Below are 24,915 nucleotides of genomic sequence, written 5' to 3'. Positions count from 1 at the left end.
AAACGGGAAGTCTTCTTCAGGATTTCCCTAAGCATCGGGGACGAATAAAGCACCTCTACTTGTTGCCGTTCAGGTCAGCCAACCTCCCCAAGTACCTTGGCTTATTTTCAGAACTGTACTCATCAAGAATAGACCTAACTAGCCCCTCAACATTCCTCACGCGAGCTGGATCCTCAGTGATATATCCAAACGGAATTGGCACAGGGTAACGGTCAGGCACCACAAGATGATAGATAACTACTGCAAAGCAGCCGCTCAGCATAAAGACCTCTAGAGGCGCCAAGGTTTCAGACTCAACAAAACCGTGCAAATACTCTTTCGCTTCTGCGCAATCGTTATTAGCAGCCTTTTTCGACTGCCAATCTTTGCTAGACGACAGGGGAATCAGAATCTCCACCTCAAAAGCATGCCTGTCGTTTCGCTTGCTTTTCAAACCCGCAAACTCAACGAACTTACTTAAAGCTTGACCATGGCGAGAGCTTTTACCCCACAACCCATGGGAGCATGGCGCGAGCCAGGTAAGTCTTGTGGCAACCTCACGCTCAGAATCAGAAGTTTTCTCATGGTGCTTTTTCAATAGGGAGCACACCTGATCCCAATTTCTATTCAGCTGTAAAGAGCCATAGATTCTTACATCGCCACGGCGCTCATCCAAACCAAACGACAATGCACGTTGAGCAACCCCTCTGAAATCCATCCATCCACTCGAAAGAGTATCAATCGTTTCTGAATCGCCTAACCTATCTGCCAATCGAACAACATCATCAACATTGTCGCGCCCATTAAGGCTATGCAGCATAGCTGCACGGCGCTCAAAATACTCTTCTTCCTCGGCTATCCCCTTTTTCACCTCAAAACTCAAATCGAGACTATCTGCATCAAGGCACAGTGCTTCCTCAACAAGAAAGCACACATCTGAGCTCTTCCTCACATCGCTTATTTTGTACAATTCCGGGACAGAATCTTGCTGATCCTGTCCTGTCAAATCACCGCGACGAAATATCTCGTGCAAATTATTCTGAAATGCGCCAACAGCCCTTTGCTGTGAAACAGCCCTAACTTCAACACCGGCATCTAGAAGGACTGCTCGCTTTGTACTTGCCGATGAAATCCTCCCTCCAAGATAGGAGAACGTTAGCAAGTCAAAAGTGAATGATCTTCGATACTCCTGCCTAGACTTGACGCTAGGAGAATCTTCATTTCCTGAAAAAAGTCGAAGCCCTTTCTCTGAAAGAGCAATCCGCCCATCTGGCTGGACAGAGACCTCTCCCTTCTGGAAAAAGGGAGTCAGTGCCGCACTCAATTCTTTCGAAGTGAAACCGAAGTATCTAGCTATATCAGCCGACATCAAAGGCGAGACTTTCAACAAGCGCAGCAAAAACTCAGAAACGAATGGAAGCCCTCCCTTCTCAATCAGAGAATATTCAATTCTGAACTGCTGCGCTGGCACACAGATATCAACCTCAAACAAAACCAAAGCGTCACCAGCCATCATGCAGCTCCTTTTGCATTTTCTACCGATGCAATCTTGTAGCGTTCACCATCCTGACGATCTTGAATATAAGTGGCAACTTTACCCAACGGCAGCTCCGCATTCCGCCCAGCCCACATACTCATGTCACCGACAATAACCAAACGATCCATGGCGCGGGACATTGCCACATTTATTCGATTCGGCAACCGTAAGAAGCCTGGAGAAAGATCTGCAGAGGATCGCGTCAGAGAAACAATGACAATGCGATTTTCTTTTCCTTGATAACTATCAACAGTGTCAATCTTGACCAATTTTTTGAAATCTTCCGACCATGTCTTCTCGGCAAACTTTTTACGAACCAACTTCTTCTGCTCAGAATACATACAGATAATCCCGATAGGAGGCTCCATGGTTTCGGTCATTTCTTCCACCAGTGCTGAGCTGAATTCCATATCACTTTCGATATCTTTGAGCATCCTAATTATGGAGTTTGCCTCAGCATGGTTTACCAAGCTTGTGCTACCTTGCTGCTCCGAGTGATTAGCTTGTTTCCCGAGAACGCCCGTATCTAGCCAAGTTACGATTGAGCCGATAACATCTGGGGCATTCGAAAAGCATTCCGGCACAGGCCGCACACCAGTCATTAGCTCACCACCGTAGAAAACCTCCGAAACTAGATCCCCGATCGGTGGTTGCATACGGTACTGAACCTTCAGAGTGGCACTGACACCTCGGCCATAAGCAGACTCAAAAGCGCGCTCAAAATCGCTACGCATGATCCGCCGAAAATCGTCCGATTGACTATGTAGTCCCAAATCACGGGCGATGGCCTTGAGATGCTCGTCTGCATAGGTTGGGGGAAGCTGCCGATGATCCCCTACCAACAGGATTCGGCTTCCCACCTGCATGGCAATCGCCAGCTCGCTAGGTGAAGAACGTGCAGCCTCATCGATAATGACCCAGTCAAACCGGTTTTCAGCAAGCTTCAAGTGCGGTAGACCAACACCTACACAGGTTCCACAGACAAGTGTTCTGGCGCGCATTAGAAACTCATCGTAATTGGCGCCATCAGTGGCAATACGTTGCAGCAACTCCTCAGACAGCTTGATTAGATCCATGCATCGCTTAAATTCATGCGGCCTGACACCATGGCTGGCGGTAACACTGGCATAGGCCTGCTCAAGCATATTCCGAGCAGTCGACTCTGGGGCTGCAGAGATACCATAGTCACTGGCAAGCGCCTCAAGCAGATCCTCTTGCATTCGACTCAGGCTTGCACTCAATTGCTTGGACTCGAGAGTTCCCTCACCAGCGTCTTGCAGATCCTTATCCAGGCGCTCAATGCTTTTGACCAGTCCGTGAATCCTCGACTCAAGCTCAACCAGGCTCGCGATAAACCCGGCGCTAACCCCAAGCGAGGGAGCCATCAGAGACAAACGCCTTTTTAGCTCAGCGCTAAAGCTCGATTGTTGCTGGGTGACAATCGACTTGGAATAGACATCCTGCAACTCATCTGAGACTACCTGTTCGCGGTTGCTGAAACGAACAACATCGAGATCGGTATTCAATCTGCGGCAGTGGGCACGAATGCGCTCTGCCGCAGTATTTACAGCCTCATGCGACTGGCTAACAAGAAGGATATTCCTAGCCCCCTCTTCACTTATCAGGTAGTGGCAGAATGCGGCAATAAACTCAGTCTTACCGGTACCGGGTGGCCCCTGCAAAAAACCCACTGGCCCGTTTGTTACCAACTTTGAAAAAGCATCCTTCTGTGCATCATTGAGACCTATAGTCTGCCCGCTTGAAGTCTCTCGTTGGTAGACTGCGAAACCTTCCTCAGTTGGCGGCACAGAAAATCGCTCAGGAACTATACTGCAGCCTTCGTCAAAATAATCAACCAGCCCTGTTACAACTGATTGACGGCCCAAAATACGCTCTATCGCGCGCTTACGCCGGGTCAGCGATGACCTGTTTTTATTGCTTTGAAGATAGAGCACATCATCAGCTTTAATAGCAGCTCTGGTTTTTCCTGAGTACACTAAACACAGTGCAGATTTTGTACTCTTACGAAGATCTACCTCACCAAGATTGATTTGCTTTTCACCGTCTTTCTTGATGAGATTAATTTTGTCATCAGTCTCGAACGACTCTAAAATCTCCCCATTGGCTGTATATGGAATCATGAGACCAGTTTTGTCTTTATTAAAGACAGGCTCACCCGACACTTCAAGTGTTGGTAGCCCCTCGACCTCTGTATCCATAATAGCTTTCCAGACTTTGCTAGTCTGAATAGACCTCACCTTTATCTCTGGAACATGCTCTTCTGGGATATCAATGTCAGCAGCCAAATCGGTGGAGTTTTGCGCACCTTCGCCCCACTGATTTTCTGAGGAAGCACGAGCAGCATCCAGAATACTGGCAACAAGCTCATCAAACGCCAGATTACTCCCCATAAAGACTGACAGCTCTTTAAGGCTGCTAATGTTTGTAACAGCAACATTAATTTCGACATCAATCTCAAAGTCTGCGTTACGCTCAATCCAGTGCGGCACAGCCTCCTGCTGACTGGGCTTAAATCCCCTAACGAAGGTTTTCGAGACCTTCTCATATGCAGCTGAAAAACTTCCACCCACGCCACTAAAAGTAACAACAGCCTGTTTAGCATCCTTGGCATCAGGCTTGACGCTGACAAAAAGGCGTCCATTGTCAGGATAAATAGCGTAATTGAGAGAGTCATTTCCGCGAATAGCTACTGAGATGATCTGCCTAACTTGCTTCGGACAGAACTCGCGATTAAGAGCATCATTAAATCGCTCTAGTGCAACGAAGCCTGATTCGCTCTGTAACTCCTCATTAATTGCCTTACGTAGCTCAGCCAGATCATGTTCCCCTGGCTGATCCCAGTCCATTCCGAGCAACTCTACAGCCATACGCATAACAGCAAAGTTATCACGCTCGAAAGGTGTGCAACTTTCGGCTAGAGGGCTATATCGATTATTAAAAGGTTCGCTTCCTGAAACTGTAAGATCCGGAAGATCTAGCAGGTAGATCTGTGCAGGCTGCCCATCATCAACTGGCACTATGACTTTGATATTTCCAGGATGGAGATCTCCGTGAGTCAACTGCTGCTCATGCAGACACTCAACTGCAGAAATCAAATTACGGATCAGCTCTTCGGCTCGTCGCGAGCTCAGCTGTGATAATTCGCTCCAGTGTTGACCATCGATAAATTGTTGAACTAAAAAAGGAGTACCGCTCCTTTCGTATCCAAACTGATCTATCCTAGGCAAAAATTCGTAGCCACTTTTATTCAGCAATTCTATTTTTTCAAAAAAGCTGAGCAACAACGGACCTTGCCCTCCCTGCGGAGCATCTGCATGGATTGTAGGCCATAGCTTTACAATGCAATCACCCGACCGATAAACCTCCTTCTCAGGGGTATCAATGATTTCCTCATCCGCCGGATAAATTTTGTAAACCCTGACGTTTGAAGCGGAAAAACGCTCAAGTTGTGACTGATCGAAAGCAAACTGCTCTGTATCTTCTGGTGTTACCTGGTTCAACTCGTCCAGCAACTCACCGGCGTTGGCGTAGCGTGAGCTTGGATTGTGCTCCACCGCCTTGGCGAGAACGCCTGCGTACCATGTATCCGAACCCAGGATGTCATCCCGAACGCTATCGATGTAATCGGCATTCAGCTTGAGAGGTAAAGACTTGGCTTGAGCCAAGTGCCAGCAAAGGAGTCCAAGCGCGAAAACGTCGCGGTGGAACGGCGTACCACCGTGACCTTCATCAGTACGATCTTCTGGAAGAGCAATAGAGCCAATACTCAGTTGATCACGACGCGGCCCAACCGTACCTGCTGGCTGATGATAGGCTGCAATGAAGTTGGACAAAGCAATGGCGCTGGATGGCGAGAACCATACGCTATGGTCGCCCAAATCACGGTGAGCGACCTTAAATCCGTGCATGGCAGCGAACTGCGCGACCAAGATCTTGGCCAACTTTACCCGTTCACTCTCCTCATAGTTCTGCGCATATCGATTGATGAATTCGTTGAGCCGGTAGTGACTTGCCGGAAGCTCGCACAGCTCAGAAAATTCTTGAGTAACGGACTGCACGGAGGGGTTTCTGATAGGACGCAGACAACGTTTTGCCAACTCATGATCCCGCTGTCCAAGATAGACCAGAACATCCCGCTCCCTGGAAAGAATCTTGAACCGCCCCTCTGGGGTTTTGGCATCTACATCATCAAGCTTATTGAAGTCCCACAAACGTAAAAGAGCACGATCGGCCTTGTTATTTTCGTTTGCAGCCTCGTACTCAACATAAACCTCGCCGGGATGCTTGAAAATCGGCTCCCCCTGCGCTCGGAACCCGTCAACCATGAGTTCCTTCGGCTTGACACTTCCCTGATTGAGCAGCTGATCAAACACATCAAAATACTGATTCAGACCTGCCGCCTCGGGATGCGGGCGAAACTTATTATTAAATAGACGCTCGTTGGCCAGCTTCACGAAGTCATCGAGATGCATTACATGCTCGAGTTCATTATCAGGTAGCTGATCAAACGTACACTTACCGCTCAATACCACGCAAAATTTGATATTTGGCACAATGCCCTTCGGAAATTGCTGCCTAACTGCATTGAGCTTTTTCTTGAGTAGAAAGACTTTATTCTGAGTAACCGATATTGGTGAGCGATCACGCTCATCACCATCCTGGTACCACTTGCCACCATGGCTGGTGATAACACCATTCCAATGCTTCAGCTCAACTATGATGACGTTTTTATGGGTCACAATGACAAGATCGAACTCGCCTTCTTTACCGCGCGAGTCCGCAAAACGGAACCCTGCATACCCCTTCCAAGGCCACATACCAGAAGGATGATCGGCCCCTTTACCTTTCAGAGACAGATTACTGAGCTGCTGAGCCAGAGACTTACCACCCGTTGGAGCGACCGTACCAGGTTGTTCTAGTTCAGGCTCGCCCTTGAAGGCCTTACGCATGCTCTCGATAGCTTCGACCTCATGCCGCAGCAGGCCTCCTTCCCAGTAACGTACTTCCATTTCTAATCTCCATAACTGCCCCACCGCAGCTCATTTGGGCGGAGCAAAACTTCTGTGTCGAGCGCAGCTTACTGATACAAACAAGCGAGGCTCAGCCCGAAGGAAGACAATCTATTGACTTGTTGAAAGATAACGGCGAAATGTCATCGATCTCGCCGGCATCAAGTTATCGGTGTGGGTTAATATCTCGCGCTGCAATCCTGCCCTTAATCCAGTCCTGGATCTCACTCTCAAGCCAACCAACACTGCGGCCTACCAATGGGACGGGCCTCGGAAACCCGTCCTCACTGATGAGCTTGTAGATTGTTGATCGAGCAAGGCCGGTCGTCTCGATAACTCCGCTGAGACGGATAATTTTCATATCAAGCTTCTTCCTTCAACCACAGAACGGCGAGCGAGATTCGACTGAACTGCTTGAAATCACTATCCACGGAGTACCGTTCTCCCAGCTCACGATCAATTTCCTTCTGGCTTAAGCACTCAGCAAATTTCAGCTCTTGTACAAAGGCTTCATCCAGCAGCACCGCTAAATTATGCGCGTCACCTGCAAGAATCTCTCGAATAGCACGTACCAACGCCTCGGCTGAATAGACGTGCCGAAAAGTCATGCACTCATTGTCCGCGATGAGCTTATCTGCCTCATCAGCCAGCAGATCCTTCATGGCCGAATTCAGCAGCTTACCTGCGAAGTTCCACCAAACTGCATTGCCATCGGTATCAAAGATCAGAGTGCTTCTACCCGACTCCATCCATCCGTACTGATCACGGAGATCGGCAAGCAGCCCTTGAGCCCTGGATGAAAGACCTTCTGGAACGAGATCTGAAATCAACACATCAGCAATCGCACGACACAGCTCATATCTCAGCGGCTGCGCATCACTAACCCATTGCGACTTACCGCGTACCTCTGAAGGCTCGACAAAGGCTTTTTTCCGCGGCCAGTCGATATAGGTCGTCTGCCAGCTGCGCCCACCTAGCGTAAGCAGCGCCGGGCCGTTATCACGGACAGCGAAGGTCAGTTGGTGAACCTCACCTAGCTCTTGCTTACCCCAAAAAACCTTGACCATGGGGGGCGTCGTGAAGACCGAAAAGAGCTCCATGAAGTTCTTCTCACCAAACGCCCTCTCGCCGGCCTTGCCAATCCCGATGAGTCCCTCATCAGAGTGCAATATCCCGGCCCCAAACATGTAGCTGATAACACCAGCCCGGTCATCGGGCGTGACTCCAGCAAAACCAGGCATGCGCCCCACCCACTGATCGACGTCGGCTGCGATGATGCCTTCTTGCTGAAGCGCCAATGCCATCGTTTGCTGCGCATAGATGTGCATTGGCCTCGCGGGCGGTTCGATAGGTTCGACATACCCCTTCCGCCATAGCTGCAACAATGCCAAAGCGCGAAGAAACGCATCTTCCTTGGTAGCCAGAAACAGACAGTTTCGAGAGCTGCCCGAGCGTCTGCCAGTGCGGCCAATACGCTGCAGGAACGAAGCAACCGTGTACGGGGCATCGATCTGGATCACCCGATCGAGGTCGCCCACATCGATACCCAACTCCAACGTCGAAGTAGAAACGATGACGCAGTCATTACCTTGGGAGAACGCTTCTTCAGCAGCTCTCCGCTCCTCCAGGCTTAAGGAACTGTGCGAGATGTAGGTGGCAACACCTAGGCAACGCAGCTCAACTGCAAGCTCCTCAACCTTGGAGCGGCTATCCACGAAGACGAGACGCTTCTCGCCCTTGTGCAATCTTGAAATCACAACTGCTGCGTTCTTCAGCGACCCAACCCAATCGACCTGGACGTCAGGAATCACATTGTTCTCAGCAGGAGGGTTGATCACGCTTCTTCGGGCATTACAGCTACCGGCAAGCCAATCGCAGAGCGTGTCAGGATTACCTACGGTTGCTGAGAGCCCTAAGCGCTGGATTTCTCGGCCTGCTAAAACGCTGATTCGCTCCAGGACAGACAGCAAGTGCCAGCCACGGTCATCACCGGCAAAGGCATGAACCTCATCAATAATCACTGTCCGCACGTTGGCAAAAAGCTGCTGATGATCAACCTTGTTGGAGACAAGCATGACCTCCAACGACTCAGGTGTTGTCAGCAGAATGTCCGGTGGCGAGGCCACAATCTTGGCCTTACGCGCGGCACTGATATCGCCATGCCATAGGGCGACGCTGCGCCCCAGGAGATGTCCGTAGTAACTCAATCGCTGCTCAAGGTTATTGAGCAGCGCCTTGATCGGGCAGATGTAGAGAACAGAAAGGCCTTCCCAGCTCTCACTGAGCATGCGTGAAAACACCGGAAAGCTTGCCGCTTCGGTTTTTCCGCCAGCCGTTGGCGCCAACAGAATCGCGTGCTCGCCATCCAGAACGGGCTGAATGGTGGCCTCTTGCAAAGGCCGCAAACCGTTCCAACCCAGAGAGTTGACGATGTGGTGCTGCAAGGCAGGGTGGAGCTTGTCGAACTCACTCATGCAACAAAGCTCCAATCAGGCAGCTCAAAGATCGAGCTCGATATCATCTACCGAGCTTGCCGAACTGGTAGCGCGCTCGACCGATGTCAGCTCGGTATCTGAAATGGTCAATGCGTAGTGCTGTCGCGGATTGAAGTCTTCGAACTGGTCAATACGATCCAGGACCTCACCCACCAGCTTTTTCAGGAAAATCCGCGGTGCAATTCCGACCTTGCCGCCCAGCTTACCGGTCACCGCCTTTGCCAGCTCAGCGATGTAGTCATCGTCTGCCAGCCGCAGAATGCGGTCAGCCATAGCGCTGTTATCGGCATACAGGTTGCGCACCTTGCGACCAACCTCCTCCAGAGACTCCTGGCTGAAGCCACGAAGGCGAATTTGCACGGCGCGAGGATTATCGAACCGAGCATCAGTGGTGAAGTCGACCGCCAGACGCTGAGCTAGAGGAGACAGCCGCTGGACACCCATAGGGCCATCGTAGAAGGCTGGAGTGCCAGTGATCACTAGATAAAGGCCAGGGAATCGCCCAGAGTCCACTTCGTCCATCAACTGACGCAGTGCGTTCAGGCTCTTGTCGCGAACATCTCCCCGCATACGCTGGAGTGTTTCAACCTCATCGAGCACCAGCAGCAGACCAGGATGCCCTGAATCCTTGAGTATGGTTAGAACACCTTGCAGGAAGCTTAACGCGCCGAAATGATCGATGTCGCCCTTGATCATTGCATAGCGCTTAACCGCAGCAGAAATGTTCGGCTGACCTGCCATCCAGGCCAAAAGCCCGTTGGCGATCTCTTCCTGGCCTTCAAGGAGTGCTCTCCGGTAGGCACGTAGAGTTAGGGCAAATGCAGGTGCAGAGCGCACCACTTCGCCCAAGCGCTTTTCCATCAGTAAATCAGTGGCATCGATCAACGCTTCGGAGTCATTCGGATCGATGTCATGCTGGGCCAGTACATCCTCTTCAAGGGTGTAGAACCAGGCTTCGACGATATTCTGAAAAGCGCCCGAGGGCATATCTGGCGTCGTCAAACGCTCCATCAGACGCCGATAGACCGTCTCCAAGCGATGCAGCGGCGTCTCAGTCTCGGAAATTTGTACCTCGGCGCAGGCAAAGCCGAGTCGGTGTGCTTTTTCACGGAGCCAACGTGACGCAAAGGTTTTACCGCTGCCGTACTCGCCACGAATAGCCTTGAATACCGCCCCGCCTCGACTGACCTTTTCCAGCTCCTCATCAAAGGCGCGCTCGAAGGGCAACAAGCCAACAGCTAAGGCATCTAAACCATACTGCGGCACAGTTCCACGCCGCAGAGCGTCCAGAATATCCTGACGACGTTGTTGGCTAATCGACATGCCTACACCCTGTAGTTATTGAATTTCAAACTGCTTCTTCAGATCTGCAACGTTCAAGCGAACTGTCTGAGAATCACGCTCGACTGAAAGGATTGGATAGCCATCCACATTGAGCAGTTTCTGAGCTCCCGCGAGAAACCCACGAATCCGCAGTTTCGGGATCAGCAACTGGGAACAAAGCACCGCCTCCATCACCTGCCAGCGATGCTTCTCCATCAGCCTCAGCAGCCCCTGCATTTGTTCATCACTGATCGCTGTGCGGCCTGCCCTATCACGAACTTGGCCATAGACCGGCGAACTGAGCAACTCAGCAACCCAATCGCTTGTAGCGACCACCGGAGCGCTTTTGCTCAAGGCTTTGGCTGGCGATGCAAAGCCGAACATGTCCTCGACAACCTCAGCCACAGCCTGCTTCTTGCCAGCTGCTTTCTTGGTGGGTGCTTCGACAGCTACGGTGGGCTCATCAACCGCGCTCGGCGTGTCTGACTGAATGGCCTTCGTCGAATACCACCAGGCTGGCAGTCGTCGAGGCACCTCACGCCAACCCTCTACCCTTTGCCGCGTGGCGGCATTGATATAGACCCCAAGCGGTATCACTACCTCCTGGAGCGAACCACCACCGTGGTAACCATGGTTCTTACTTCGGGTGTAACGCAGGCGTTCTGACCAAGGCAGGATCACCTGTTTATTGGCCGTCACGACACGCTCACCCGACAACTGGACTTCCAGCTCAGAGGGAACAATGCCAGGGGCCACCGGGTGGTAGCGCTCGCCGTTCTCGTCGGCTGACTGCTGGTAGACTGAATCATGATCCAGCACGTGACCGTGATCACTGGTAATGATCACCACACGGCCAGCCTCGCGAGCGGCCTCCATGACATGCCGCAGCAAGGCCACGGTTTCAAAGGACCAATCGACCTTAACTTGCGAGCTACTGGACAGCTGATCATCGATCGCATTGATCACCACCGCCAGAACTCGGTGCTCCGTACCCGCAATTATCCCCCGAACGTTGCTGTGCAAACTGCCAGATCCAGACTGGGACAAATCCTGCTTATGGAACACTTGCGGTGGGAACTTGGTGGAGGCCAGCTTTTTTAGCTGCGGGTGGCTACTGAAAGCCTTCTTCTCGTCGTTGGCATTGCCCTCACACAGAGCCCCCGATAGCAGCGAGCAACGGCTGACCTGAGTCACAGTGGGCAAGGCTGCAACCAGACATGCATCGCCCTGTGCGCCAACGGGCTGTAGCTCCAACCAATGATTACGGGTGAGGTCTGCGCTTAACTGCCTGTAGACGGCTTCGCTCATCCCATCCAGCACAAGCAAAAGCACTTGCCCCTGCTCGGCCAATGGTGCAACCAGATCATCCAGGGCCCGCTCGACGGGAATGAATCGAGCAGGCAGATGATCACCGCGAGCGATGCTTGCCAGTTGCTGCCCGAAAGCCTGGTTTTGCCGTTCCCTGTAACGCCCAACGTGCTGCGAGAGCTTCTGGTAGACCGTACTTAGAGACTCCTCAGCATCTCCAGCCCAAATTTCGGTTCGTGCCCAATCGCAAAAACCACCCTGCTCGATGTAATCGCCGATCAGGCTAACTGCAGTTCCGTCCACGTTAGGCGCCTGCTTGAGCCAACGTAGAAGGCGCATGGCCATATTGGCCCGAGCAACAGTCTCGCTGTAGCGATCCAAGCCAGCCAGACGATGCCCCTCTATCTGCTGCAGAGCGAACTCCGCAGCTATGGAGTCGCCACCATCCAGAGCTTGATCCAAGGCAGAAGCAAAAGCGCTAAAGCGAGCATGTAAACCGCAAGGCAACAGCGCGGAATGCTCGGCGGCAGCCTGCATATCCAAGCTTGCAAGAATCTGCTCTGCTTTCGACAAGAAGCGTGCATAGCTAGGGAAACCGAGAGCACCTATCCATTGCCTGACCAGGACAACTGCGACCTCACCCAGTGGCTGCAGGACTCGGAATTCGATCTTCTTCCCACCCAAAAAGCGCTCACGGAAAATCCCACGACTGATATGCAGCTGAGTTAAATCAAGCGCTTGCAGACGTTCAATATCCGAGGAAAACAGCACGGAGCACGCCAAGGCGACGGCGAGCAGATCACTCCCCTGATCATTCAGAAGCAGCGTCGATACCACCTCATGAGTGTCGGGCAGGCCTCGGGCCAACCAATCCCCAAGGTTGTCTCGAATATCGCCTGGCAGAGCCGTAATCAGTGCACTGACATCACCCTTAGTGCTCCAACTCAACACCGACTGCAGATCCAACGTGGCTTCTTGGTAGTTCAGATGAGCCATGGCGATAGCACGCCAGGCTGTCTCCTCATCCAGAATCTCGCCGAAGCTGATTTTCCCCTGATAGTGTTCAACACCATTGAGCATCGCCTCAGCTACCCAACGGCTCTGCTTGCGTGTTAGACGAGGATCAATGTCCCTGACACGAATCAGTTGCTGCAGGGTCTTCCAAGGGCTTATCCGCTGCGGCTCGTTGCGCCAAATTCTGGCCAACACGTCCATAGCCAAATCCGTCTCGGCAAAGCCCGACAGCAGCACAAGACGCTCTGAGCTCTCCTTCCGATCTTGTTGATGCTTGACCAAGGCCTCTCGCATCGCCAACTCAGAGACGCAGTAGATGGCCCTGACTTTTCGCCCTTCAACAACTTGCTCTACAGCTAAAGCCGCTAAAGGGTTTGGCCACACTAATGCCACGCAGTCAGCCTCAGCGTCACGCTGAAAAACTGCCTGCAGTTGGGTCACCACCGGCATCGGCAATGTCGCGCTCGCCTGCATGATCGACATCACCTCAATCCCCTGCCCCATCCATGCGCACAATGCTGTAGCTCACATCCAGCACATAGCCGTCCTGCAATTTGCTCTCAATCTCGGCGAACAAAGTGCGCGCCTGCTTGCTGGTCAAACCGCTCTGCTGAACCTGCTCCAGCACCTTTCTGCCACCGGCACCTTTGATACTGGTATCGGCAGGCAGAACGTTCTGAATGACCGGCGGAACGACGTTGCGCGTCAACTGCGATGTAGCATCTGCCTGAGCTTGACGAAGCGCTTGGGCCAGCGCCGTCACCAGCTCATCCGCGGTCAGCGCAGCACCAACACGCTGCTTAATCTGCAGCGCCTCAGCTGCGCCTGACTTCCAAACGGTTTCCAGCAGTTGCCAGTTATTGTCCTGGATCGCCTGGGTCACGCTGGCAGCGCTGACGATACTTTTGGCGAGAGCCATCGCGTTGGTGGGCGGCTGAATATCCGCCAGCGCAGCGATCAGGTCTGCCCCCTGCTTACCCTGCAAGGTCTGCAATAGACTCACGGCATACTCGGCATTGCGCAGACGATTGCATTGCGCCCCCTGATTAACCCGGCTCAATGCGCCTCTGAGCTCAGTAACCAGTTCCTCACAATGCCCAAGCTGGCGCTTAACCTCATCCTGCACATCTTTTTCCAGTGCATTCTGATGGTTGGCGGTACGCAGCTTGTTAGGCGTCAGGCCGAAGATGGCGGAAGCGTTATCTACGCCCAGCTTCCAGATGTTCGGCTCGGCCAGATCCTGCTTGGTCAGCAACAGGTTATCCGGCATGTCCTTAAGCGTCGGCTCATAGTCTTGACCATGCAACGAGAAGGCGTACTGGCCATGCTCGGCAAACACCATGATCAGCAAGTTCTGCACAATGTCCGGCAGCCCTTTGGGTGTCGGCTGATCAATGGCCGAACGTAGGCGCTTCACCGTCACTGGATCCACGGCGTATTCATCCTTGGCCAGCTCACGAGTCATATGCTTCGGCCAATCATCCTTAAAGATGAAATGCCGCTCGTGCATCTCGCCAAGCTTCAGTGGCTGTGCAATCGAACGCATGATCGAGCGCAACGGCGTGTCGATATCGATGCGGCCATTACTGGCATGCACAGCCCGACGCAGCTGCTCCATCACCTTCCCAAGGTCAGCGAGCCTGACCTCACCGTCAAACTCAGGGTGATCCGGATATTGGAAGCTAAGCGCCTGGTTAAGTAGGTGCTCGAAGGCCGCACGCAGATTACTGCCCACCGGCAGCTGCGGAGTAAATCCTGGCTCCAGCGAATAAACCTGGCTTTCCAATTGTACCGAATCATCCAGCGAGCCCGGGATCGGTTGTGCCGCACCGAATGCACCCATGAGGTAATCACGGATACGCTGGCGCAACTGGCTGCGTTGGTTATCGAGAAGCGTCCGCGCTTGGGCCCGCTCAAGTGGGCTCAGATGCTTACTAAAGGAGACGAAGCGATCTTCGCTTTTCAGTACGTGCTCAAGCGTCACCAAGGTTCCCAAATCACGCTGCGCCGACTGGCTAAAAAAATACGGCAACCAGCACAGCGTCTGTGTCGCATTACCAGTGGCTTCGTACTCCTGGATGCGTGCCCTATCGCTCGCGGGAGAGTGGTTGCCCTGGTCAAACGGAAAGTCGACAAGCACCTTCCAATCATCACCACGCGCCTCAAAGGTGGTGAAGTCGGAAATCTCGCGGATGTTCTGGAACATCACCTCAACGGTACGACGAGTGCCGCGCCAGGCGAAGGGGTGCTCAATAAACAGCTGATTGTCATCCTGAACGCCGAACGCTTCGAACAGCAAATCCTTGGTCAGCTTGCGGCGAGCGCCATCGTTGTCATGGATTTTCGCCTGCTCAAGAATGCTTTCGGTATCCACGCCTGAAAGCTGAATCGCGATGACAGGGTTGGAGTCATCACTGATCTTGATCTCACCGACTCGCCCCGCCCATTTGCGGCACTTCTGCAAAACGGTCTGCGCTTCACGGCCAGGAATCGGTGACTTGATGGTGCCGTGGTTCAACGCAGCGAGCTTGTTGGCCGTGAGCTGCTTGAAGCACTCCACCTCAGGAACCAGCGCCGACAACAACAAGGTTTTGATCAGGCGCATGTCGTTGGTAAAGGCGCGACGGCCTGGATCGTTCGCAGGCAGCTCCAGCAGCTGATCGAGCTTGAGGTTGTGTTCTTCCTCGAGTAGTGGCACCAGCTTGCGCTCGAACAAATGGCGAGCATTATCGAAATGCATGCGCATCACTTCTGAGAACGGCTCAGCCTCGGAGGCGATTACGTCGTAAAGGTCACCGACCGGAATGCAGCCGCCGAGCTCAAGAGTTTCGCGCTGATCGACCAACAGCATCAGCATGACCTTAAGCGCAGTACGCTCGCGCTGAAGAGCGGAAGAAAGCGCCACCAGGGCCTGCACCAGAGCAGGACTGAAGGGATATAGCGAGCGGAACATCTCGCGGTCACCTTGGTTGGTCAGCAGGATTTCCTGCACCTCGCTGCGCAAACCGGCATCCATGGCCGCAAATGCACTGTCGATTTCCGCCTTGGCAGCTGCATTGATCGGCTTGAGCAAGCGGCGCTCAGCAATCACTGGCAGGTTCCGGTCTTCCAGGGTGATGGTGTGGAAACGACCATCCCAGTACTTGAGCGAGTCGCTCAGTGCTTGCTGCTCAGCGCCGTTGTACTGATCCCCCACGAACTCACGCAGATCACGCTGACGGGCAATAAAACTGGCCATGGGCAACGCACGCTGCTCACTGGCTTCAACCAGCTTCACCACTTTCTGAATGTTGTTGGCGATAAAACGCTGATCGGACAGGTGACTGGCCAGCCAGAGGATCAGCTCATCGAGGAACAGGATGATCGCGTCGTATCCGAGCGCTTTGGCATGCTCCGTCATGATGCGCAGGCCTTCATCGAAATCGACATAGCCGCCGTACTCGCTGTTGGCCATATCCGCCATGGAGCTGTAGAAGGTGCCGATCAGATCCCCAACCAGACGAGCCTTATCGTCCGCGCCGGCTTGGTCATTGAGTACTGCATCGAAGCTGGCTGCCTCCCAACCAGTCGAGAGATCACCCCAGCCATCGTCCTCGGCCGCTGCTGCGCCTTTGTTCAATGTGGCGAAGAAATTCGCATCACCCATATTGCTACGCAGTTGCCGCGCATCACGGAACAACCGGTCACTCATGTAGAAGCCAGGTACCGGTGCATCTGGGTGCAGGTGCTTGATATGTCGCGCATAGCCACCTAGCACACCCGCCTCAATGCTGGCGGCACCGATCATGTGGTAGGGCACCAGCAGGATATTAGTTTGCTGCAGCCACTCATCATGCTTTGCTACAGCCGGCGCCAGCTCGTTGATCGCCCGGGCCTGGGGATTGCCCTGCAACAGCAGATGCAGCACCGCCATAAAGTGCGACTTACCGCTACCGAAGCTGCCGTGAAGGTAAGCGCCCTTTTGGCGGTTCTGGTTGCCCACAACAGTGCTCTTGATAAAGCTCAAGGCATCGTCGAACGAGCGCTGCAGCTGTGGCGTCACCACATACTGCTCCAGCGTTTGACTGATAGCTGCATCAGCCAAACCACTGGACAGGTTAAGAACAAAATCACCCCGTTGAACCTTTTCTGGGATCTCGATCAACTCTTTAATCAATGTCATGCTTCAAACCCCAGAATCAGTTCTGCTCAGCCACTTTCTTTTTGCGACCGCCACGTTTTCCAGCTACTGCAGCCGGCTGCCAGCTCAAAAGGTCGGCCCGAGTAATTTCCAAATTACGCAGTTCTTCGAGAAGAAAGCCCTCGTAGTAATCACCCATGCGCTCGCCGAACTCGGGATCCACCTCGTTGTGCCATTGCTTCAACCAGGGGATCAACTCATCCAGCGCCACCAGCATGGGCATCAGTCTCTCAGCATCCCAGCCCTCGCCCTCTTTGCGATCCAGATACCAGGCTGCAATGGCCTGAGCACGTTGCAAATGGTTAAGGCCGGCCCAGCCGATCACCAGCGTGCTATCGCCGCCTTTTTCGCAGCCTGGTAGCGAGAAGAAGCGCTCTTTAGGGACATCCAGTTTGCCGCGCAGCGGCCAGTAGCTGGGCTTACGGAAATCGGTGGACTTGTATTGCGGGGGCAGCGGAATGTCACCTACTCGCTCGGCCTTCTCCAGCTTTGCTTTCGCCAAGGCTAGGTCGTATTTAGCTTTTCTTTCAGGATCTAGAGTGTCTTCCTCGGATAGCGGCTGAGCGACACCGTAACGGACGTCGATAGCGTCTTCGAGGCGTTGTTTTTCCCAGGTTTCTTGCCAGGCTCGAAATTTCGGTAGCGCCTCAACCTTAAGGCGAGCAGCAGCCATTTGGGGCACGCTGTCGCCGTCCACCAGATCAGAAACGAGTGATTGGAGATCCAAAGTATTGCCGCCGCAATAAAGCTCAGCAACACGAAGAATATCGGTATTGCTACGCAGGCGGTCAGCCAGCTGGGCACATGTTTGCAAATCAAAATTCTGACAAGACTGCTCCAGGCGGCTCAATAGCCATTCCTTCAAGGCTGCCTGCAGCCTGCTCTCCCAGCTATCAAGGTTCCAACGGCGCTTGTACTCAGGCTGCTCGACCAGTGCAACCCACAGGTTTTGCTCTATGGCTTGCATACGGCGCTCAATCAGGGCCCGATAATCTGCGGGCCAGTGTGCCGGAATCTCCGTTATTGGCGTACTACCGTGACGTTCGAACCAAGTGGACTCCATCTCGCCTGCAGCCATCTTTCGGGCCAGATGAATCTCAAAGGCACGTTCTCCCAATCTAACCTCGGGAACCTCGCCCTGATAGCTCATAGCTTCGTTGATCAAGCCGTAAAGGGAGTAGACATGCCAGTCCAACTCTTCCTGCAAGGCAATCATCTGTGCCCAGACACGATTCTCAGCAACCCTGGCAAGGGCTAATGCCTCCAAAAGGTTTGACTCACTGGGCTTAAGGCAAAACCGGGGGCCACAGGCTATAAATTGCTTGCCTAAAGCATCCAACTTTGCAGCCATGCCCTTAATGATATTTGAGACATCTTCTACGATGGGAAACTGATTCAAGCCAGTACCCGTGAATTCGTAGAAATTCTCAAATGCTACAGTCGTCTGCCTCGCCCCCTTTCCATCAACAGTGCTGCCTTTGTTGTGAAAAACTTGCTTCATCCAAAAGCAAGCAGTTGAGCTATTAAGCAAGCCAAGCAAGGAAAAGCACTCTTCCTCGACAGCACCCTTTGACAACTTTATTACAGGTGCAGAGCGGTTAAATACCTTTCCGCCGCTATCCAAAACGAAGTGATTGTGAGTAGCTACAAAAGCGAACCCAATCGACAAAGGCTGTTTGTTTCTCTCTACTGGTATCTGGTGATATTCAGCATAGTGACGTCCCGCATCTTTGTAACTCAGCTTACCGAAGGTCTTTCTCGCCCACAGCTGGGATCTAATTGGCCAAAGATACTTTGTCTGTTCCTGATCGACTTCCAAATCGATTTCAGCGTTATAGGGAAAAATCACTGTCGTCGCCGAGCATAAAGCCCAGTCCCTTACCAGATCCCCCTCAACTAATTGGCGGTTACTTCGTGGGAACCTACACGCATTCAATCTGCAAGTAGGTACGCCGAATGCCTCATCCTCACCAAGAATAGCCCCGAAACCGATGGACTTTACCTTTGAAGACAAGGTTACATGTTCGCCATCAATCAGTGCTTTCAATTCAGTGGCACCACCACCACCGACACTCCAAGGATGACTGGCGAAGGTTTTCCGTTTTTGATCTACAACACTGATGTAGTGGCTTTCACTTCCAACCTTTGATAACAAGCTAACAATAGACGACCATACTTTACCAAACGCTGCATTTTCGGGAGTACCAGGCTCACCACGGACTCCCAACACTGAGCGAACAACCTCACTTTTCGGCAACTGATTGCGAGCAAAAAGAATCACTGTCGGTGTGCCATGACCCGGAATGTAAGCACCAGAAGTATCAATCACATGGGTCAAGTCTTTACGCGGAAGGTAGCTTTCAATCAGCTTCTTGCCAAATTCTCGCTTCATAAAACTGTTGGAGGTAATCAACCCTACAAAACCAGCAAGTTGGTTACCGTCAGACCACAAAGCTAGATCAAAGAATCGCTCAGTAAATGGTACTCCGAGAGAATATTTGCGATGACAGGTTGGGTACTTATCCCGGTACGCCTGATTCAATGCCTTGTCTTTTACCGTAATATAGGGAGGATTACCCACCACAACGTGATAGCGCTGTCCAAGAATTTTTCTGAGCTTTTCAGAATCCTCCACCTCGTATACATGCCTCCTTTCATCATCCAGCAAACCGCCCTGGATACCCTGTCCCTGCCACTCAAATCTACGGCCATGCAACAGTGAGTCGCCACACGCCAAATTGAATTTAAACTTAGGGGCATCCTTGATCTTAGTGCTGCCTGAAGCTTTCATGGCAGCAATTAGCAGGCGGAACCGGCAAATGGCAATGGCATAAGGGTTGATATCGGTGCCATGCACTACATTCAACGCCCGCTGCGCCAGTTCACGGGTGTTAGTGCCTGGCTCTCGCTTCAGCCATTGGTTGAACACCCGCTCGAAGGTCGTCAGCAAAAAGTGGCCCGAACCACAGGTCGGGTCGATCAGACGCAGATCCGGCAGACCGAAAGTCTGAATCGCCGGCTCCAAGGTGTAATCGAGAATAAAGCTCTCAACAAATTCCGGGGTTTGCAGCAGCGCATAACGCTTGCGCACTGATTCAGAAAGATCCTGGTAGAGGTCACCCAGGAAGCGGGTATCCCATTCCTGGTCGGTAAAGTCGTGGAGGATCTCACCGCTGTCTGCATCGATCTTCTGGAAGAAGTCGATCAGACGTTTGGCACCATCAGCCGAAACCGGAATCTGCCAGAGGGGGTTATGGCGATGATCCAAGAGCTCCGCGATCACCGGATATTTTTCCAGCTCCGCGAATAGATCCAGCAGGTAGTGCCGCTCTTCAAAGGCGGGGTTCTCGTTGAAGTAAGCCACCATGCGCTCTTTAGCCTGCTGCAAGGCATTTCGCCCTTGCGCATCCTTCACCGGCCCAGCCAACACCGGCTCAGTCAGCAAGCCGTTGTCCTCCAGAAATCGCACGAACACACAGGTCAATACCCAGGCCACTGCGGCCTGGGTTATTTGCGCTTCACGCCAGGAAACGAAGTGCTCGGCGGTGCGTTCAGCCTCAACTGCCGCGCGATATTCGCTCTGCAAATGTTCACTGAGCTCCGAGTTGGACTCGCTGTAGGCGAGGATGTCCTTCTCAACATGCGGTAACAGGGACTGCAGGTTTTTCAGAAGATCGGCACGGTTAATCACAGGTAAATCCTTGTGCATGTGGCCCATTACCTGAAGGCACTGGACCTGCTATCAATTTTTCTTAGGCAGTGGTTTTGACTGCCTGAGGCAGTGACTGGGAATCGTCAAGCCAGCTACTGGGAATATGGGCAAACTCTTTGCTACCTGCGCCTGTAGGCACCAATACGTCATCGATCATGGCCGCGGAACGCTGCGCATCGACGGCTATCAGCAGAACTAACCCAGGCACTGCGATACCTCTGCCGCCACTCACGCTGAACAGCTGTTGGCGCAGGTCATTCAGCCATGTTGTCACCAGCTCATAGCGCGCCAGCAGCCCTGGCTCCGTCAGAAGCACTGGTTGACCGGCCTGCAGAATCTCCTCAGCCATGCCCGGTAACGCACGCTGCACAAGGCGCTGCAGGTTCTGCCAATCGCGTGAACTGTGCTCACAGGCATCTGCCTTGAGCACCACTTGCCAATCCGGAGCTTTGGGCATGCTGGCGCACACAGCCTGCACATGGCGAAGAAGCAGCTCATCAAAGCTGATGCGCTTAAACGGATAGTCTCGGCAGAGTTTTTTCTGCGTTTGCCACCACTGACGAGGCCTTACGGTCAGCGCGAGGAAGTGGGAGGCAGTCACTACCTTCTCCAGCATCAAGCCGAGCTCTTTAACCGACTTGAGTGTGGTGGTGTCGTCTTCGCCTTGTTGAGTCTGGCTGTAGTGAGTAGAACCAGCTGATGCGAAGCTGGTCATCCCTGCGCTTGGCAGGCAGTAACCGCCTCTATCGCCGTTGGCAAATTCAAAACTGCCATTCCACTGGAAACCGATATCCAGGGAGCGCACCAACTCATCCAGCTCTGGGCGGCCAGGTAGCTCCTGCGCTGCGGGATAGCGGCCGGCTACACGGGTCTGGATGTCTTTGACAGTAAGCGCCTTGCTTCCCAATAGCGCGCCCTGGGCCAACTCCAAAGCAAGCTTGGCGGGCATCCCTCGTGGATAGAATTCCACACGGCTGGATAGTGCTGCACTCTCGGATGCAGCTGCAGCCAAACGCAGAAGTCGGTGGTTGCTAAGACCTGCAAATGATTCTGGCGCTGGCACAGCACGGATCTTCTCCAGCGTACGAACGGGAGCAAGTAGTGGCAGCTGGCGAGCACACTCATCTGCCAGGCTGCCCAGGTCGCAAGCGTAATCGGCCAGTTCCTCCCCTCGCCCCTGACGATTATCGGCGATCAGGAAACGGTTACCGGAGCGACGCAAAAGCCAACGAGGCTCCTGCTTACTCAATTCCGTTTCTACGGCTGCCCGCACAACGGCATAGGCCCAGCGCTCACGCAGTGGGCTGTCTTGTACCGAGCCGCGACGAAGCAGGATTGCGTCAGCCACTTCGACAGCAGTCATCACGCCGCCGTTATCTTCCAGCAGGCCGACGATGTCTTCTCTCAAGTCCGTAATCGCTTTGGTCTTGCCCCACTGGGTCAGAACCTTATCGACCAACTCGCGCACCAGCAGAGTCTCAATGCCGAGGTGGCCGCTGATGGCTGCCGGCGTAGGCCAATGAACGTTGTGAGAGCCCTTGGGCGCATCCTCGTCCAGTCGCCCCAGGTATTCGTTAAGAAAGCTCAACCGAGTCTGATCAGTGGACTTCGGCAGAACCTGCTGGAACAGACGGTCGACACTTACAACGCTGGTGTCACCGCTATCCAATTGCTGAACCTGCTGGCCGTCCAGAAGGCGCGCCTGAAGCTGACCGATGACATCGGACAGCTCATTACGGGTCTTCACCCCCACTCCGGTCCAAACCCGAACGCGGGAGCGGTTCAGCTTGATGAGGTCAGCAACGCTATTGATATTCCGGCGACTGAGGGTATCCAGCGCTTGTGGGCTGAGAGCCAACAATCCTATTTGCGTATCCAGCTGAGCTTCGCTGATGGGGCAAGTACGCTCCAGCGGCTGCTGAGTCGTGTGCAGAGACTCACTGCGCGCATCATGGAATGTCTTGCGCCACTCACGCAGCATCTCGCCTGCACTGGCAAAGCGCTTGCGCACATCACGAACCAAGGCTCGCTTGAAGAACTCAACCATGCGGTCGCGAATGCTCGGATCGAAGACGGTTCGGTCGACTTCCAGCTCACCCTCAAGCTGATGCGGTAGCCCTTCAGAGGACGTCCATCCGGGCAACGCGCCAGCGGCCATCTCGTAAAGGGTCAGCGCAACGGAGAAACGCTCTGCATGGTCGTCCCAACGGCGACGGCCAGGATCACGAATAAACGGATCCATGTAGGCCAACGTGCCGGCACTGATATTGTCAGCACCGACACTGGACAGGGAGAAGTCAAAAAGCATGAGGTGAAGAACGCTGCCTTGCATCACCAAGCCGATATTCTCTGGCTTGATATCACGATGCACCAACGCCTGGTCTTCTAGATGCACAACCGCACTGAGCAAGTCGTCACCGAAGCGCTCAAGCAACTCCAGCTGCACAGCGCCGACATGGCGGAGGCGCTGAGCCAGGGTGCCCTCGGTCGCGTAGTCGAGCAGCAGAGCGGTATGGCCAACGATATCCAGGGTCTTGTAGTAAGGAACAATGGCCTGGTGACGCAATCTGGCCAGCACCTCACCCTCTTTCGTAAGACGGCTGTTGTGGTCAGGTGTCGAAGCGATCTTCAGAACGCGAGACTGCCCCTGGTAATCGACCAGGAACACGACTGAGCACGCACCTTTGCCAAGCGGCTGAATAACCTGGAAGCCTCCCGGCAGGAGGTCCCCTTTGCGAGCTTCAGTTGGGTTAGTTCGAAGCGTGTTCGGCTGACTAACCTCGTCCTCAAGGTCGTCCAGCCGTTTGATGAACTCACTGACCGATTCCAACCGGCTGCCGACATCAGGGTGCGTGGCGTACTGCACCAGGTACTGCATAGCCTCGCTTGCACCGTTGATCTCATCAGTAACCTGCAGGCCACTGCCTCGGCGCAGCTTGTCCAGTAACTCGATGTCAGTTTGCGCGGGCTTCTTTCCAGTAAATAAGTGGTAGGCGATCGCACCCAGGGAGAACACATCCAAGTGCACACCGTCTGCAGCGCCAGTGTGCGCTTCCAGCGCGACATAAGGCCCGGCCTCTTCATGCACAAGGTTGCTCAGGCGGGTTAGCGCGCTGATGTTGCGCGACTCACTCTCGAATATCCGCTCGGCAGTGGCCCAGTTGCTGATTTTGACACTGTACTTCTCATCGCCCAGAGGCTTCACCCAGATGCACTGAGGACTCAGGCCACGGTGATAAAGCTTTTGCCCATGCGCATACTGCACAGCCTCAGCAATTAGACGAAGCAGGTAGGTGGCCTGAACGGTATCCAGGCGCCGATCCTTACCCAGATGCATGAGAAGATGGTCAAGACGAAATGCCTTGGGATCATGCTCATAGACCAGTGCGGGGCCGCTGTCGTGATTCTGAAATTCGTGCGCTCGCAGAATTCCTGGATGCTCAATACCCTCAAGCAGGCGGAACTCAAGCTTGGCCGCTTTTTCGAGCCGAGAAACCTCTTCCTGCGGCTTACCCTGGGTCAGATAAATACGAACCTTGCGCTGCACTCCAAGATCCGGGTGCAAGGCGAGCCAATCCTGATAGGTATCGGATTCGTCGAGTAGGCTCTGAAGCTCATAGCTGCCCACACGACGCATGCGCACGGACTCTTTAATGCCCGCTTCCTCTACAGCGCGTGAGATGACTTTGGCTGCATAAGCGGTAATCTGCCGATGCCTCCAGTTCTCATCGATTAGGGTGATTTCGCGGAGCAGCTCTTGCCGATTGACCACACCTTGGCGCGCATTACCTTCCAGCTTGATGACCAGGTCCTCTGCAGAGAGGAACACCAAAGCATCAATAAAAGGCACGGTTTCCTTGCTTCGATGAAATGAAGGCTGCAGCTTAAGCAGAGACGCCAGCTTTTGCGCTTTGCGCCGAGCAAGCAAGCGCGGATTATCGAAGATCTTCTGCCCACCCTTAGGCAAAGGTCTTTCCCAAACCCAGTTGGCAGCGTCACCACTAATGGTTCCAGGATGGGATTTGATCTCAATGAGGTACATCCCCTTGGGGGTGAGCACCATGAGATCAACTTCGTTGATGGAGCCGTCTTGGGCAATGAACTCAAAATTGGCCCACGCACGATAAGGATCGTGGTCAGGGAGCAGCTGCTTGGCAAACTCCAGCGCTTCCCGCTCCCATGTGTAATCGGATTGGGTGATCTGCTTCCAGAGTTTGTCCATCAATGGCCATCCTTGTTAATCGGCTGACGTTGGGAAGGTCAAGAGTATCCGTAAGGGATCGCTTACCATTTCCGCTCTACTTACTGCGGTTTCGCCCCAGCTCTACTCTTCAAGA

Annotated in this window: 9 protein-coding genes; all 9 read right to left on the bottom strand. The window is 53.4% G+C overall.

Features of this window, described 5'->3' with window-relative positions; all coding sequences use genetic code 11:
* Window positions 1-55 precede the first annotated feature (55 nt).
* The 9 genes from ACSSNI_RS04215 to pglW all read right to left on the bottom strand — a co-directional run bounded on the left by ACSSNI_RS04215 (window position 56) and on the right by pglW (window position 24,800).
* A complete protein-coding gene (locus ACSSNI_RS04215) occupies window positions 56-1,495 on the bottom strand; it encodes a hypothetical protein (protein WP_375666562.1) in 1,440 nt (479 codons plus the stop codon).
* Window positions 1,492-6,546: an AAA domain-containing protein gene (locus tag ACSSNI_RS04210; RefSeq protein WP_375666560.1), complete on the bottom strand. Its 5,055-nt coding sequence runs from the start codon at window positions 6,544-6,546 to the stop codon at window positions 1,492-1,494. The genes ACSSNI_RS04215 and ACSSNI_RS04210 overlap by 4 nt, the downstream gene beginning before the upstream one ends.
* Window positions 6,547-6,712: 166 nt before the next feature.
* Window positions 6,713-6,907: a helix-turn-helix transcriptional regulator gene (locus tag ACSSNI_RS04205; RefSeq protein WP_375666558.1), complete on the bottom strand. Its 195-nt coding sequence runs from the start codon at window positions 6,905-6,907 to the stop codon at window positions 6,713-6,715.
* Between the two features lies 1 nt (window position 6,908).
* Window positions 6,909-9,020, bottom strand: a complete 2,112-nt coding sequence (locus tag ACSSNI_RS04200; RefSeq protein ID WP_448258971.1) for a DEAD/DEAH box helicase — start codon at window positions 9,018-9,020, stop codon at window positions 6,909-6,911.
* A gap of 24 nt (window positions 9,021-9,044) precedes the next feature.
* Window positions 9,045-10,364: a BREX system ATP-binding protein BrxD gene (gene brxD, locus ACSSNI_RS04195; protein WP_448258970.1), complete on the bottom strand. Its 1,320-nt coding sequence runs from the start codon at window positions 10,362-10,364 to the stop codon at window positions 9,045-9,047.
* 15 nt (window positions 10,365-10,379) lie between these two features.
* A complete protein-coding gene (pglZ, locus tag ACSSNI_RS04190; RefSeq protein WP_448258969.1) occupies window positions 10,380-13,169 on the bottom strand; it encodes a BREX-2 system phosphatase PglZ in 2,790 nt (929 codons plus the stop codon).
* A gap of 4 nt (window positions 13,170-13,173) precedes the next feature.
* Window positions 13,174-16,848: a phage resistance protein gene (locus ACSSNI_RS04185; protein WP_448258968.1), complete on the bottom strand. Its 3,675-nt coding sequence runs from the start codon at window positions 16,846-16,848 to the stop codon at window positions 13,174-13,176.
* Window positions 16,849-16,864: 16 nt separating this feature from the next.
* Window positions 16,865-20,575 (bottom strand): BREX-2 system adenine-specific DNA-methyltransferase PglX, encoded by a 3,711-nt coding sequence (gene pglX, locus ACSSNI_RS04180; RefSeq protein WP_448258967.1) that lies wholly within the window; start codon window positions 20,573-20,575, stop codon window positions 16,865-16,867.
* Window positions 20,576-20,618: 43 nt separating this feature from the next.
* Window positions 20,619-24,800 (bottom strand): BREX system serine/threonine kinase PglW, encoded by a 4,182-nt coding sequence (pglW, locus tag ACSSNI_RS04175; protein WP_448258966.1) that lies wholly within the window; start codon window positions 24,798-24,800, stop codon window positions 20,619-20,621.
* Between the last annotated feature and the right edge of the window lie 115 nt (window positions 24,801-24,915).

It is taken from the genome of Stutzerimonas tianxiuensis (assembly GCF_053470365.1).
Note: the sequence above shows the minus strand (reverse complement) of the source record. Positions and strands in the feature narration are given on the sequence as shown.

Coding starts and splice junctions, on each gene's coding strand:
- ACSSNI_RS04215 (WP_375666562.1), bottom strand. CDS start 1,495: ATGATGGCTGGTGACGCTTTGGTTTTGTTTGAGGTTGATATCTGTGTG.
- ACSSNI_RS04210 (WP_375666560.1), bottom strand. CDS start 6,546: ATGGAAGTACGTTACTGGGAAGGAGGCCTGCTGCGGCATGAGGTCGAA.
- ACSSNI_RS04205 (WP_375666558.1), bottom strand. CDS start 6,907: ATGAAAATTATCCGTCTCAGCGGAGTTATCGAGACGACCGGCCTTGCT.
- ACSSNI_RS04200 (WP_448258971.1), bottom strand. CDS start 9,020: ATGAGTGAGTTCGACAAGCTCCACCCTGCCTTGCAGCACCACATCGTC.
- brxD (WP_448258970.1), bottom strand. CDS start 10,364: ATGTCGATTAGCCAACAACGTCGTCAGGATATTCTGGACGCTCTGCGG.
- pglZ (WP_448258969.1), bottom strand. CDS start 13,169: ATGTCGATCATGCAGGCGAGCGCGACATTGCCGATGCCGGTGGTGACC.
- ACSSNI_RS04185 (WP_448258968.1), bottom strand. CDS start 16,848: ATGACATTGATTAAAGAGTTGATCGAGATCCCAGAAAAGGTTCAACGG.
- pglX (WP_448258967.1), bottom strand. CDS start 20,575: ATGCACAAGGATTTACCTGTGATTAACCGTGCCGATCTTCTGAAAAAC.
- pglW (WP_448258966.1), bottom strand. CDS start 24,800: ATGGACAAACTCTGGAAGCAGATCACCCAATCCGATTACACATGGGAG.